We start from the raw sequence: 13,514 nt of genomic DNA on the forward strand, positions 1-13,514 counted from the left end.
TACACCAATGGCCAACTATAGCGCCTCCACCCCCAAAAACAAAACCGTTCCCGCAGGTCGCGCGGAAACGGTGGGGCAAAGCTTGACGACGATTGACCGGCCGCCGCGGCCAGTGGGCCGAAAAGGTTCTAGTAGATGTAGACCTTGTCGCCAATGTTGAGATCGTTGAAGTACTTCTCTGCGTCTGCGCGGTACATGCGAACGCAGCCAGCAGACATGTTGTCTGGGGTGCCCTCATGGAAAGCGTGGCCGTAGTTGGTGAAGTAGGTTGCGAATGGCATTGGTGCGTTGTTGAACTCGTAGGAGATCTCGTCGCGTACCTGGCGGTTGACGTAGAAGGTACCACGTGGGGTCTCCTGGCCGACGCGACCGGTGGAGACGCGAACTGCACCGTAGTAGACCTGACCATTGTTCTGCAGCCAGGAGCGCTGACCTGCGATATCAACGCAGACCTTTGCATCAGCTGGGCAGGAGCCGTAGTCGAATGCAGGAGCCTTCGCAGCCTGCTTGACTACTGCCTGTGGGCGAGGAGCAGGAGTTGCACGTGGGGTGCGACGCTCGATAATGCCTGGGTAGACAACCTCGATTGCCTCGTCGATGCCGGCACTGAACTGCTTGGTCAGGTTGGGATCTACCTGGTCGATAACGCGCACTGCACGCTGCGCGTCATTGCGAGCAGACCACGCAGTATCTTCCACCTGCTGAGAGATTTTGTCTGCTTCCGATTCAATATCGAAAGGCAGGGTGGAAGAAAGTTCGTTGAGGTCCTGGGCCTGAGCAGTAGGAGCTGCGAAGAGACCCACTGCGGTGATCAATGCTGCGCAAGCTGCGCCAATACGACGAGAAATCAAAGACATGCCGACAGTATATGGCAATACTTATGAGTCTGTTAGTTAACTGTCGATTCGGGGGGTAAGGATACGTGGACCCTGTGAGGTCGCTGCCACCGTGTGCTCCCAGTGCGCGGCAGGTGCCGAGTCGAAGGTAACCACTGTCCAATCGTCGTCAAGCACCTCGGAATCGACTTCCCCTCCGAGGATGAGCATCGGTTCGATAGCGAGTGTGGAACCTTCCTCGATGAACGGACCACGGCCCGCTTTGCCTTCGTTGGCGAGGTAGGGATCCTCGTGCATTGTGCGTCCGATGCCGTGACCGCCATATCCGTCGAGAATGCCCAACTCGATGCCGAAATCACGCTCGGCCTTACGAGTTGCCACTTCGAGGGCGTGAGACACGTCGGTGAGGCGATTGCCTGGCACCATGGCCTGCAATCCCTCGAGCAGAACCTGTTCGGTAGCGCGATTGAGCTTGTCCACATCACTGGCAAGTTCGCCGACACCGAAGCTCCATGCGGAGTCCCCTACCCAACCATCGAAGGTGGCGCCGCAGTCGATCGACACCAGATCTCCTGTCTTGAGGACTACGTCGGAGCTCGGAATGCCGTGCACGACAACTTCGTTGACCGAGGTGCAGATGGAACCGGTGAACCCCTGGTAACCCAGGAAGGTAGGAATTGCACCGTGCGCGCGAATGACCTCTTCGGCCACCTTGTCCAGATCTGCCGTGGTCGCGCCTTCTACCGCAGCCGCACGAACTTCTTGGAGGGCAATGCCGACGATCCGGCCGGCGGCCTCCATGGCGTCGAGTTCGCCTGGAGTCTTACCGGGAATGACCTTTTTACGTTTGTGGAACACCACGACGGTGCCCTCCTTTGATTGTGCAGAAACTTTGGAACGATGAAACGCCGGTACCCGACAATGCGTCAAGGTACCAGCGTTTCAGAGTAGTCGCCTACAAGGTAGTTGCCTAAAAGTGAGTTACTTACCCAGCTTCTCCATCGCGCGGGCGTTGATTTCCTCAACTTCGCCCTCTGCCTCGATGGAGATGATCTGATCACCGTAGTGATCGATCAGTGGCTTGGTCTCCTCGTTGTAGACCTGCAGACGGGTACGAATGGTCTCTTCGTTGTCGTCTGCGCGGCCGCGGGCGAGCATGCGCTCGACAACAACGTCCTCGTTGATAACGAAGTTCAACACGCCATCCAGCTGCACGCCGGACTTCTCCAGCAGATCCGCAAGGATCTCAGCCTGCTCCACGGTGCGTGGGAAACCATCCAGCAGGAAGCCGTTCGCAGCGTCTTCCTCAGCGAGGCGGGACTCGACCATGCGTGCGGTGACATCGGTAGGTACGAGCTTGCCGGCGTCGATGTAGCTCTTAGCCTCAACACCGAGCGGGGTGCCTTCGCCGATGTTCGCGCGGAAGAGATCACCGGTGGAAATGTGTGGGACGCCTAGCTTCTCAGAGAGGATAGCTGCCTGGGTGCCCTTACCAGCGCCCGGAGGGCCGAGGAGTACAAGTCGCATTATTTCAGAAGTCCTTCGTAGTTGGATTGGAGGAGCTGGGATTCAATTTGCTTCACTGTAGTCAAGGCTACAGAAACCATAATCAAAATAGCCGTACCGCCGAACGCCGACATAGTGCTGTCGCCGCCCATGCTTTGACCCAGGGCCAAGTTTGGCAGCACCGCAATCAGTGCCAAGTACAATGCGCCGACGAAAAGCAGACGGTTCATCACATAGGACAAGTACTGTGCGGTTGGACGTCCCGGGCGAATGCCTGGGATAAATCCACCGTACTTCTTCATGTTGTCGGCTTGATCATTCGGGTCGTATTGAATGGAGACATAGAAGTACGAGAAGAAGATGATCAAGACGAAATAGATCAAAATGTACTGCCAGGACGAAGGCGTCTGGAGCCAGGAATAGATATTCCTCATCCACCAGTTATCCGGCGGTGTGGTCTGATTCGAGATGATGATCTGCGTAATCAGCACCGGCACGTACATCAGGGAGGACGCGAAGATCACGGGGATCACGCCGGCCTGGTTCACCTTCAGTGGCAGGTAGGTCGACGAGCCACCGTACTGGCGGCGACCCACCATGCGCTTGGCGTACTGGACCGGGATGCGGCGCTGGCCCTGCTCGATGAAGATGATGCCGATCACCAGCACGATGACGGCGGCGACGACCAACGCGAACACCAGCCCACCGGACTGCTCGAGGATGGCCATGCCGTCGGTTGGGATACGCGTTGCAATACCGGCGAAAATCAGCAGGGACATGCCGTTGCCGACGCCCTTCTCGGTGATGATTTCACCGAGCCACATCACCAGCACCGCACCCGAGGTCATGACAACGACCATCATGATGAGCGTGAAAATGTTGCGGTCTTCCACTAGCACGGGATTGCCCTGGCCAAGGAGCTGCTCACGGTCGGCGAGGGCGACAATGCCTGCGGACTGCAGAAGCGCCAGCGCCACAGTGAGATAACGCGTGTACTGCGTCATCTTTGTCTGCCCCGACTGGCCTTCCTTCTTCAGCTCCTCGAACTTCGGAATCACCACTGTGAGCAGCTGCACGATAATCGACGACGTAATGTACGGCATGATGCCGATGGCGAAGATCGACAGCTGGAGCAAGGCGCCGCCTGAGAACAGGTTAATGACCGAGAATACGCTCGCAGATTCGCCGGCAAGTTGCTCAAGGCGACCGGCCACCACAGCGTAATCGACGCCCGGTGTTGGGATCTGAGCCCCGATTCGGTACAGGATAATCAGCGCAAGGGTGATGAAGATCTTTTTACGTAGATCCGGGTCCTTGAACACCTGAAGAATGGCAGACACAAAGCCTCCTGGCTTCTACCCCTCTGTATGGGTTGAAGGTTTTCGGAATGGTTTTAAGGCAGGCTTCACACGCGCCTCAAACACAATTGACTTTTCCACTCTATCAGCCAATCCACCTGAGGCTAATTTTCAGGGCCACAAATGCGCGCGTTTTCCACAGCGGCAAGCGTTGTTCGCTTTACGACGATTTCCTCTCCCCTCTCACAGGTCGCTTCGGTACCATGGCGACTACACAAACCCCCGAGGCTTTGGAGGCGTGATGGACAACAGTCCTGACATCCGCGTCGGCGAGGCGGAGCGCAATTCCGCACTCGATCGCCTCAGCGAACTTTTCACCAATGGCTATTTGGATGTGGCCGAGTTCGATCGTCGCACCGGCGAAGTCGTTGCTGCGACCTATCGCAGTGACCTGACGAAGGTTTTCAGTGATCTTCCGGAACAATCCATTGAAGCACCGGAGCAGAAAACATCGCTCGGGGCTGATGCCGAATTGGACCGGATTGAAAAACAAGGCGCCAAGGTCCGCCGTGCCGATGGCGTGATCTGGACCGTAGTCATGGTCGCCTTTGTTCTCGGGCTCTTCGTGTTCAATCTGCCCTATTTTTGGATCATTTTCCCTCTCGGAGCGTTTGCGTCCTGGGGAGTGCGCAGTCTTTATGGCTTAGAGGAAGAGGACGAGAAAATCTTCGAAGAACTCGACGAAGCGCAAAAGAAGGAACGCTCCGAGCGCCTCCGTATAGCTATGGAGCGCAGGAAAGAGCTCGGGCAGTAGCATTCGTCGTAAAGCGAAAAAACGGCTACATCCATAAAGGATGTAGCCGTTTTAAGCTATCAGCGGGGCTTATGCCTCGGTGACAGAGCCTCCAGCAGCTTCGATCTTCTCAACTGCAGACTTGGAGAACTTGGTTGCGGTGACGTTGAGCTTAACGCCCAAGACGCCGTTGCCCAGGACCTTGACTGGCTGCTTAGCGCGAACCAGGCCTGCTGCAACAATGTCAGCAACGGCGATGTCGCCGCCCTGTGGGAAAGCCTTCTCCAGATCAGAAACGTTAACCACCTGGTAGATGGTCTTGTTCTGAGCCTTGAAGCCCTTCAACTTAGGCAGACGCATGTGCAGTGGCATCTGGCCACCCTCAAATGCGTGTGGAACCTGCTTACGAGCCTTAGTACCCTTGGTACCGCGACCAGCAGTCTTACCCTTGGAAGCCTCACCGCGGCCGACGCGGGTCTTAGCCTTGTTAGCGCCCTTTGCTGGGCGCAGATCGTGGAGCTTAATAATGTCGCTCATGATATCTCTACTCCCCTGCTACTTCTTCGACGGTAACCAGGTGAGCGACCTTCAGGATCTGGCCGCGCACTGCGGCGTTGTCCTGCTTGGTCACGGTCTGGCCGATCTTGCGCAGACCCAGAGCCTCAAGGTTTGCACGGTGGACTGGCTTGCTGCCAACCTTGCCGTGGTGCAAAGTAATCTTCAAAGCCATGGTGATTACGCCTCCTGACCTGCGCGAGCGCGCAGAATACGTGCAGGTGCGACCTCGTCGAGAGTCTTGCCGCGCTTAGCAGCAACCTCTTCTGGGCGAGCCAGGGACTTCAGACCCGCAACGGTTGCCTTCACAACGTTGAGGGAGTTGTCGGAGCCCAGGGACTTCGCCAGGATGTCCTGAATGCCTGCGCACTCAAGAACTGGACGAGCTGCGCCACCCGCGATCACACCGGTACCAGGAGCTGCTGGGCGGAGCATAACAATGCCCGCTGCTGCTTCGCCCTGGACTGGGTGAGGGATGGTGCCGCCAACCATTGGGACGCGGAAGAAGTTCTTGCGAGCCTCTTCGGAGCCCTTCTGGATAGCTGCTGGCACTTCTTTAGCCTTACCGTAGCCAACGCCGACCATGCCCTGGCCGTCGCCGACAATGACGAGTGCGGTGAAGGACATGTTGCGGCCACCCTTAACCGTCTTTGCGACACGGTTAATGGAGACTACGCGCTCGATGTACTTATCGCGCTCATCATTCTGGTTACGACGATCGTCGCGGCGGCCGCGGCCACCACGTTCGTTACGATCGTTCTTGTTGTTCTTGTTCTGGTCGTCGGCGGAGCGTCCGCCGTCACGCCGTTCACGTCCCGGCATTACGCGTTCCTTCCGTTGATGTTCATGGTCAAGTTAGTCATTAGAACTTCAGTCCACCTTCACGAGCGGCGTCTGCAAGTGCTGCGACGCGACCATGGTACTTGTAGCCGGCGCGGTCGAATACGACCTGCTCGACGCCGGCTTCCTTAGCGCGCTCAGCGATGAGCTGGCCGACCTTTGCTGCCTTGGCCTTCTTGTCGCCCTCGGTGGAGCGAACGTCTGCTTCCATGGAGGAAGCAGAAACCAGGGTGTGGCCTGCCAGGTCGTCGATGACCTGAACGTGCATGTGGCGGGAGCTGCGGTGCACAACGAGGCGTGGTGCCTCTGGGGTGCCGCGCAGGGTCTTGCGAATACGGAAGTGGCGACGTGCGCGTGCCTCGCGGCGGCGGGACGAAATGTCCTTGCCAACCGGGGTGCGCTTGGTGTTCTCTGCAGTGTTGCTCATTGCTTACTTACCCGTCTTTCCGACCTTGCGACGAACCTGCTCGCCCGCGTAACGGATGCCCTTACCCTTGTAAGGATCGTCCTTGCGCAGACGGCGGATGTTCGCAGCAATCTGGCCTACCAGCTGCTTGTCAATGCCCTCGATGGAGAGCTTGGTGTTGCCATCAACGGCGAACGTCACGCCTTCCGGCGCTTCGATCAAAACTGGGTGCGAGTAGCCGAGAGCGAACTCGAGGTTCTTGCCCTTCAGTGCCACACGGTAGCCAACGCCGAAGATCTCCATGTTGATCTTGTAGCCCTCGGTGACGCCAACAACCATGTTGTTGACCAGCGAGCGAGACAGACCGTGGAGGGAACGGTTGGTGCGGTGGTCATCCGGACGGGAGACCACGATTTCATTTTCCTCGACAGCAACGGAGATCGGTGCTGGAACGGAGTAAGACAGGGTGCCCTTAGGACCCTTAACTTCTACGTTCTGGCCGTCGATCTTGGTTTCAACGCCGTTAGGGATTGCGATAGGTGCCTTACCTACACGTGACATATTGTGCTACCTCCCTATTACCAGACGTAAGCGAGGACTTCCCCGCCTACGCCTTTCTCGCGAGCCTGACGGTCGGTCAGGAGACCCTGGGACGTGGAGATGATGGCCACGCCCAGGCCGCCGATAACCTCAGGCAGGTTGGTGGACTTTGCGTACACGCGCAGCCCAGGCTTGGAAACACGGCGCAGGCCAGCGATGGACGCCTGGCGAGTTGGGCCGTACTTCAGCTCGAGGGAAAGGGTCTTGCCGACCTTTTCTTCCTCGACCTTGTAGTCAGCGATGTAGCCCTCTTGCTTCAGGATCTCAGCGATGTTCGCCTTGATCTTCGAAGAAGGCATGGACACGGTGTCGTGGTGCGCGTTGTTTGCGTTGCGCACGCGAGACAGCATATCCGCGATTGGATCTGTCATGGTCATGGAATTGACCGTTACCTTTCTCGTTACGGTTCCTTCCCCACCTGACCCAGTAATTAGGTCGCGTTATCCGTGTGATCTGTCGGGGGCTACTTACGCTCCACGCGCTCAATAACGCGTGGTGCTCGCTGCCCAATCCATACACTCGGTTCGCATGTCGGCGAGGGGCCTGCAACAAAGTTGGAATCATATGTACTTGGAGGATTCGCGGCGCACTAAAATAGCACGCACTAATCCGCCGACAAACGTTACACGCACATTAACGCAGGACAAAATCGCCTTTTCGCTTAGCGACGAGCGCCTTGGCCACTGTGTTTTCCGGCGCACGCTATCGAGGGCTGATTTTCTCAAGTAAAGTTCGGCTTATGTCTACTCCGACCGAAATTTCACGTTCCAATCCCATTGCCAACCGCTTCGATAATCCCAAAATTGGCCATCGGACTACTGCAGCCGCCGGCGTTGGAGGTGTGCTCCATGCCATGCAGCATGCTGTGCCAAACCACGGCTTAATTCCCCTGCTGACCATGAATAAGCATGGTGGCGTTGACTGTCCGGGGTGTGCCTGGCCAGAGCCGCCGCAGGGCGAACTCGGCATCGTTGAGTTTTGTGAGAACGGTGCCAAGGCGATCGCGCAGGAGACCACTCCGAAGCGTGTCTCGCGTGAGTTTTTTGCTTCTACCCCGATTGAGAAGCTGCGCGAGATGACCGATTACGAACTTGACCAGCAGGGCCGCCTCCAGGAACCGATGTTTTATGACCGCTCCAGTGGCACGGAGACTTACCAGCCGATTTCCTGGGAGGAGGCCTTTGCGATGATCTCGGAGCAGCTGAAAAAGACGGAACCGGATCGGGCACACTTTTATACCTCGGGCACCGCCGTTAACGAATCCGCCTACGTGATGGGTCTGCTTGGCCGTCGCATGGGCACCAACAATTTGCCCGACTGCGCGAACATGTGCCACGACTCCACCGGTGTCGCCCTAGCGAACATGGTCGGTGTTGGCAAGGGCTCCGGCACCATGCAGGATCTGCACAATACCGACCTTATTATCTCTGTGGGTCAGAACCCGGGCACGAACCATCCGCGTTCGCTGACTGCCTTCCATAAGCAGAAGGTCAACGGCGGCAAGATGATCGCCATAAACCCGATGCCGGAAACCGGTTTGATGAAGTTCAAGGAGCCGCAGTCGCTCAAGGGCGCGTTGAATATCCCGAACAAGCTCGCCGACGAATACGTGCAGGTCCGCCTCGACGGCGATCGTGCGCTCTTCCAACAGATCAACCGGGAAATCATTCGTCGTGACTTGCTCGACCGCACTTTCTTGGACACATTCTGTTCCAACGTGGACGAGACCATCGCCTACCTCAACTCCCTCGACGACGCAGCCCTAGAGCGCGGCTCCGGAATCAAGCAGGCCCAGGTAAAAAAGATCGTCGATTACGTAGAGAAGGCCGAAACCATCACCTTATGCTGGACCCTGGGTGTGACCCAGCATAAAAACGCCGTGGACACCATCCAGGAGATGATGAACTTCCTGCTGCTCACCGGCAACATTGGCAAGCCCGGCGCGGGTTCCTTCCCCTTCCGTGGCCACTCGAATGTCCAGGGCGATCGCACGATGGGTATTTCCGAGAAGATGCCCGAGTGGTTCCTGAGCAATCTGGAAAACGAGTTTGGTTTCGACGTTCCTCGCGAGCATGGTCGCGGTTCCGTGGAGACAGCCATGGCGCTGCGCGACGGGAAGAGCGACTTCTTCTTGTCCTTGGGCGGTAACTACGTGCGCGCCATCTCGGACACCACTGCCGTGGAAGATGGCATGGCCCAGAACGAAATGACGGTACACCTGCTGACCAAGCTCAATGCCACCTGCGCTTGGCCAGGAGAGAAGGGCCTGATCTTGCCGGTGCGCTCCCGCAGCGACTATGACCCGCAGAAGTCCGGCCCGCAAATTACTTCCGTCGAGGCTTCTGATTCCAAGGTCTCGGGTTCTCGCCCGAAGCGCAAGGCCAACCAGGACCTTGACCTCAAGTCGGAGGTGGACGTGATTTGTTCCATCGGCCGTGAGACCTTCGGTGACGATTTCTGGCAGCCGATGATTGACAACTACGCCGTGATCCGCGATCACATTGCTAACACCATCCCAGGTTTTGAGAACTACAACGAGCGCCTCGAGCGCCCTGGTGGATTCATGTTGCCGCACGCCGCCCGCGAACGCGTGTTCAACACCTCGGACGGTAAGGCGCAGCTGACTATCAACCCCACCAACACGATCGAGCTTAAAGACGAGCAGCTGTTGCTCTCTACCGTGCGTGGCCACGACCAGTACAACACCATCTCGTATGGCCTCGACGATCGCTACCGTGGTGTGCGCGGCGGCCGACGCGTCTTGTTCATTAATAAGGCGGACCTGGTCAAGCGTGGACTTAAGGACGGTGACCTTGTCGATGTGGTCTCCGTCTACGAGTCTGGTGAGCGCCGTGCCAAGAACTTCCGCTTGGTCGAGTACGACCACGCCGTTGATTGCGTAACCGGCTACTTCCCTGAGCTCAACATCCTCGTCCCACTCGAGGAGCACGCGCATGGCTCCGAGACTCCTGTGTCGAAGTCCCTGGTTGTCCACCTGGAACCCCTGGGAACCAACGCGAAGGATCTTTGATCGCAATGGCGAAGGATAGCCCAGAAGAAATTAAATCTGCTCACGATTGGTTGAACAAAGCATCGGCCTCTCTGGATGTCTCACCGGATGTCACGCGCGCTCTTGTGGGTGATCTCCTCGATCTCACCAGGAACGTCGCGCACGGTCCTTCCCGTGCCGCCGCCCCGGTGACAGCGTTTCTCGTTGGATTGGCATCGGGGCGTGCGGACATGACAGATGAGCAACTGGTAGCCCAAGTGCGGGCAAACATCGCGCACATCAACTCGATTCTTGAGGAGTACAGCAACAGTGGGACGGATTAACCGAAACTTCGCGGTAACCAAGGTCACCCTTGACGGCGACGCATACACGGTAGATACCCGCGCGGATACGGTCACGGTAGAAGAACCACTAGAAATCCGCGACAACGGACAAACCCTGACCACCACGATGCGTACTCCCGGCCACGATATTGAGCTCGCGCACGGGTGGCTTTACGGCGAGGGAATCATCACCGACCCAGCGGAAATTTCCACGGCTCGCTACTGCGCCGGCGCGACCGGACCCGACGGGCAGAACACCTACAACGTGCTCGACCTGAACCTGGTCACCGCTGCGAACACGCCACGCCAGGTGGATCCGAAATTCATTCGTTTGGCTCCGACGACGAGCGCGTGTGGTGTCTGTGGCACCTCGTCCATCGACGAGATCATGGACAAGACCCATGCTCCCATCGAACCCCTCGCGCTTGATCCTGCTCTGGTGATGTCACTGCCCGACAAGCTGCGCGAAGGTCAGAAACAATTCCGCAAAACCGGAGGGATCCATGCCGCTGGCGCATTTGACCTCGACGGCAACCCGATTGTGATCCGCGAGGACATCGGCAGGCACAATGCCGCGGACAAGGTCATCGGCCATCTGCTGATGGAGGGCCGCCTTCCGGCGAAGGACATGATCCTGGTGATGAGCTCGCGGGCCTCCTTCGAGCTGGTCCAAAAGGCCGTCATGGCCGGTTTCCCAGCCCTCGTGGCGGTATCGGCTGCGTCGTCGCTGGCCGTCGAGCTTGCTCGTGAAGCCAATATGGCATTGGTCGGTTTCGCACGCCCCGGTCGGTTCAACCTGTACTCCGGCGAGCTCGCTCGCCCCAACGCATCAGCGGGGCAAGGCCGCGCGGTTTCTTAGTCGCGTCTGTCCAATATCGCTGCCGTTTCCTGCATCAACGCCTTGGAAATACGAGTCGGCGTCCATGGAGCGGCGCGATTTCGATGAGGCCAACGTGATCCCTTCTTCTTCGGCGAAGGCATCACGGGCGGCTTCGGCTTTCGCGGCATCGTCGATAAGCGCAACCGCGTAACCGTTTGATGAATCCGACACGGTTTTCTCGGCCTGTCGGAGGCGCTCCCCGACTCGGCTGGCGAAGCCGATCATGAACGAACGCCGCGCCACAACCGCGGAGACCCCCAGCTCTGGGTGCGCGCGCACCCGCTTAGCAAGCACTATCATTTGCGGGTTGAGCAGCGAGAACAATAGATCCACGCGGTCGAGGTGGCGCTCGGCACCAAACACCGTCATCTGTTTGACCTTGGTGGAACGGTAAGTGCCCGCGGAAAAAGCAACGCAGTGCAGCCCACGGACCAGACTATTGAGCAAATACGCCTGCATGTCCGTGTAGGCACCACTGAAGGCGAATACCTTCCGCGAAATATTGTCGCCTACCTGCTTCGTGCCCAGGTCGCGCTCGTCGAAGCCATAGGAGGCCATCAGCTCGAACGCCTTGTCGTAGAAGGCGTCGCCCTCGGGTGTCCCCTCGCGGTCCGCGGCCTGATTCAGCAGCTTCTGTACCCGCTCTTTAATCTTGTCCATTGTGTTTAATTGTGTCATTAGTGCTTCCCCCAAGTACCAATCTGTGTGTTGAGTACTTTTCTAGCGCATCGAACGTTTCTCCCCGCAGCAATGTGGGATTCCTGTGGAAAACAACATTTCCTGGTTAGGGTGGGGCTATGAAACTCACACTTCCTGCAATCGGGTTTGGAGCCTGGTCCCTGCACGGATCCCACGGCTCCGACGCCATCCTGTCGGCTATCGACGGCGGTTATCGGCTCATCGATACCGCCTACAACTACGAGAACGAGGGCGCGGTGGGTCATGCGATTCGCCGGGCCTCGGTGCCGCGCGAGGAGCTTATTGTTACCTCGAAGCTGCCCGGCAGGGCGCACGAACCGAGGCTTGCCCGCAGCTTTATTGAAGAGTCGCTCTTTCGCGCGGGGCTCGACTATTTCGATCTCTACTTAATCCACTGGCCAAACCCGCAGCAGGGAAAATACGTCCTGGCCTGGGAAGCATTGATTCAGGCGCAACAAGACGGTTTGCTTAAGCACATCGGCGTATCCAACTTCACCGCACAACACATCGAAACTCTCGCGGAAAAAACTGGTGTACTCCCCGAGGTCAACCAGCTTGAAATCCACCCGCATTTCCCGCAGCAAGAACTCGTGGCGTGGTGCCAGGGAAACGGCATTGCCGTCGAAGCATGGAGTCCGCTGGGCCGAGGAGGATTGCTTGACGACGAGGCCCTCGTCTCCCTCGCCGAGCGCGCCCACATGTCAGTGGCTGAACTTATCTTGTCGTGGCACGCCACGCGCGGTGTAATCCCATTGCCACGCTCACAAGATAGCGCACGTCAAGTGGCCAACCTGCGCGCTGTGGATAACCTGCTCGACAAGGAGACTGCTGCGGCCGTAACAGTGCTTGGTCGCCCCGATGGGCGGCTACATGATCAGGACCCTGACACCTACGAGGAGTTCTAGGGTTCCTTTTCCTAGTCCTTGTACACCGTTTGGGTCTTGTTCAGCCAGGCGTAGACTCCGCCAATGAGCAGCCCGCCGCCAACGATGTTGCCCAACCACACCACCAGCCAGTTAATGGCCACGTTGGGAAAAGTCATGGCCTCGGGAAGCGGGTCGGAGGCTAGCATGGTGATGGTCATCAGCGAGAAGTTCGCAATCACGTGTTCAAGGCCTAGGCCAACGAAGATGGCAATGATGGGCACGATGACGAAGAATTTCGATGCGAAATCCTTCGCGAATAGCGCCGCCACGATGGCCATGTTCACCACGAAGTTAGCGGCGATTGCCTCCACGAATGCCTGTAATGGCTCTTTCTCCAGCTTGCCCTGCGACAGAGTAGAGAGCAGGTGTGTCGGGTCCACCGAGGAGAACTTGGCGGAATAGCCCAAGATCATGGCGACGATCACAGCGCCTAAGAGGTTGAACAGCGTGGTGGCGACGATGAGCCAGATGCCTTTGCCCCAGCTGATTTGTTTGGTGGTTGCTCCGTAAGAGGCGAACATCATGTTGCCGGTTGCCAGCTCGGCGTTGAGAATAACGATGGCGAACAGGCCGAGCCCGAAGAGGAACGCAAAGACGACGCTGCCTAGGCCGTGGCCGGGATTGGCAGACTCTACAGCTTCCCCTACTACTCCGGCGAAGGCCGTTCCGAGTGTGAGATAGGCGCCAGCAAGGACTGAGCGCACAGCGAATCGTTCAAATTCAGAATCGAGTAGTTCGATCTTTTTGCTCACCGCTGCTTCTGCGATGTCATTGAGCGCCATAAATTCTCCCCTACTGTCGTAAATGTCTCAACCATTTAAACACCCAGCCTAACCAGGTTC

17 protein-coding genes are annotated in these 13,514 nt (G+C 57.7%); 5 read left to right on the forward strand and 12 right to left on the reverse strand.

The annotated features are described in order from the left end of the window. Positions 1–128: 128 nt before the first annotated feature. The 4 genes from A37O_RS0112000 to secY form a co-directional block, all read right to left on the reverse strand. On the reverse strand, positions 129–857 hold the full coding sequence (locus A37O_RS0112000) for a L,D-transpeptidase (RefSeq protein WP_018297749.1): 729 nt from the start codon (positions 855–857) through the stop codon (positions 129–131). A gap of 36 nt (positions 858–893) precedes the next feature. Further along, positions 894–1,697 (reverse strand): type I methionyl aminopeptidase, encoded by an 804-nt coding sequence (gene map / locus A37O_RS0112005; protein ID WP_018297750.1) that lies wholly within the window; start codon positions 1,695–1,697, stop codon positions 894–896. A gap of 120 nt (positions 1,698–1,817) precedes the next feature. Next, entirely contained in the window at positions 1,818–2,363 is a 546-nt protein-coding gene (locus A37O_RS0112010) for an adenylate kinase (protein WP_018297751.1), read from the reverse strand. Next, positions 2,363–3,682 carry a preprotein translocase subunit SecY gene (gene secY / locus A37O_RS0112015; protein WP_018297752.1) on the reverse strand — a complete coding sequence of 440 codons (1,320 nt, stop codon included), beginning with the start codon at positions 3,680–3,682 and terminating at the stop codon, positions 2,363–2,365. Before secY ends, A37O_RS0112010 begins: the two co-directional genes overlap by 1 nt. 259 nt (positions 3,683–3,941) lie before the next feature. Between secY and A37O_RS0112020 the strand changes: the two genes are divergently transcribed. After that, positions 3,942–4,454 (forward strand): DUF1707 SHOCT-like domain-containing protein, encoded by a 513-nt coding sequence (locus A37O_RS0112020; RefSeq protein WP_018297753.1) that lies wholly within the window; start codon positions 3,942–3,944, stop codon positions 4,452–4,454. A 69-nt stretch (positions 4,455–4,523) separates the two neighbouring features. Here the strand turns inward: A37O_RS0112020 and rplO are convergent, their stop codons facing one another. From rplO to rpsH, 6 genes are read right to left on the reverse strand one after another with little or no spacing between them, the layout of a single operon-like run. Then, positions 4,524–4,970, reverse strand: coding sequence for a 50S ribosomal protein L15 (gene rplO / locus A37O_RS0112025; RefSeq protein WP_018297754.1), 447 nt, complete (start codon positions 4,968–4,970; stop codon positions 4,524–4,526). A gap of 7 nt (positions 4,971–4,977) precedes the next feature. Then, on the reverse strand, positions 4,978–5,163 hold the full coding sequence (gene rpmD, locus A37O_RS0112030) for a 50S ribosomal protein L30 (RefSeq protein ID WP_018297755.1): 186 nt from the start codon (positions 5,161–5,163) through the stop codon (positions 4,978–4,980). A gap of 5 nt (positions 5,164–5,168) precedes the next feature. After that, entirely contained in the window at positions 5,169–5,810 is a 642-nt protein-coding gene (gene rpsE / locus A37O_RS0112035) for a 30S ribosomal protein S5 (RefSeq protein WP_018297756.1), read from the reverse strand. Positions 5,811–5,850: 40 nt separating this feature from the next. Beyond that, the gene (gene rplR, locus A37O_RS0112040) at positions 5,851–6,255 is read right to left on the reverse strand and encodes a 50S ribosomal protein L18 (protein WP_018297757.1); all 405 of its coding nucleotides are present in this window, start codon (positions 6,253–6,255) and stop codon (positions 5,851–5,853) included. Between the two features lie 3 nt (positions 6,256–6,258). Further along, the gene (rplF, locus tag A37O_RS0112045; RefSeq protein WP_018297758.1) at positions 6,259–6,795 is read right to left on the reverse strand and encodes a 50S ribosomal protein L6; all 537 of its coding nucleotides are present in this window, start codon (positions 6,793–6,795) and stop codon (positions 6,259–6,261) included. A 17-nt stretch (positions 6,796–6,812) separates the two neighbouring features. Beyond that, on the reverse strand, positions 6,813–7,211 hold the full coding sequence (gene rpsH, locus A37O_RS0112050) for a 30S ribosomal protein S8 (RefSeq protein WP_018297759.1): 399 nt from the start codon (positions 7,209–7,211) through the stop codon (positions 6,813–6,815). A gap of 362 nt (positions 7,212–7,573) precedes the next feature. On the opposite strand from rpsH, the gene A37O_RS0112055 reads away from it, so the two are divergent. From A37O_RS0112055 to fdhD, 3 genes are read left to right on the forward strand one after another with little or no spacing between them, the layout of a single operon-like run. Further along, entirely contained in the window at positions 7,574–9,865 is a 2,292-nt protein-coding gene (locus tag A37O_RS0112055) for an FdhF/YdeP family oxidoreductase (protein ID WP_018297760.1), read from the forward strand. 5 nt (positions 9,866–9,870) lie between these two features. Beyond that, positions 9,871–10,167, forward strand: coding sequence for a DUF6457 domain-containing protein (locus tag A37O_RS0112060; RefSeq protein ID WP_018297761.1), 297 nt, complete (start codon positions 9,871–9,873; stop codon positions 10,165–10,167). Further along, positions 10,154–11,026 carry a formate dehydrogenase accessory sulfurtransferase FdhD gene (gene fdhD, locus A37O_RS0112065; RefSeq protein ID WP_018297762.1) on the forward strand — a complete coding sequence of 291 codons (873 nt, stop codon included), beginning with the start codon at positions 10,154–10,156 and terminating at the stop codon, positions 11,024–11,026. The genes A37O_RS0112060 and fdhD overlap by 14 nt, the downstream gene beginning before the upstream one ends. On the opposite strand, the gene A37O_RS0112070 is transcribed toward fdhD, so the two are convergent. After that, a complete protein-coding gene (locus A37O_RS0112070) occupies positions 10,997–11,707 on the reverse strand; it encodes a DUF2786 domain-containing protein (RefSeq protein ID WP_018297763.1) in 711 nt (236 codons plus the stop codon). The genes fdhD and A37O_RS0112070 overlap by 30 nt on opposite strands. A 137-nt stretch (positions 11,708–11,844) precedes the next feature. On the opposite strand from A37O_RS0112070, the gene A37O_RS0112075 reads away from it, so the two are divergent. Further along, a complete protein-coding gene (locus tag A37O_RS0112075) occupies positions 11,845–12,651 on the forward strand; it encodes an aldo/keto reductase (RefSeq protein ID WP_018297764.1) in 807 nt (268 codons plus the stop codon). A gap of 11 nt (positions 12,652–12,662) precedes the next feature. Here the strand turns inward: A37O_RS0112075 and A37O_RS0112080 are convergent, their stop codons facing one another. Next, the gene (locus A37O_RS0112080) at positions 12,663–13,454 is read right to left on the reverse strand and encodes a formate/nitrite transporter family protein (protein ID WP_018297765.1); all 792 of its coding nucleotides are present in this window, start codon (positions 13,452–13,454) and stop codon (positions 12,663–12,665) included. Positions 13,455–13,514: the final 60 nt, after the last annotated feature.

Origin of the sequence: Corynebacterium lubricantis DSM 45231 (genome assembly GCF_000379425.1) — a bacterium.
Taxonomy (GTDB): domain Bacteria; phylum Actinomycetota; class Actinomycetes; order Mycobacteriales; family Mycobacteriaceae; genus Corynebacterium; species Corynebacterium lubricantis.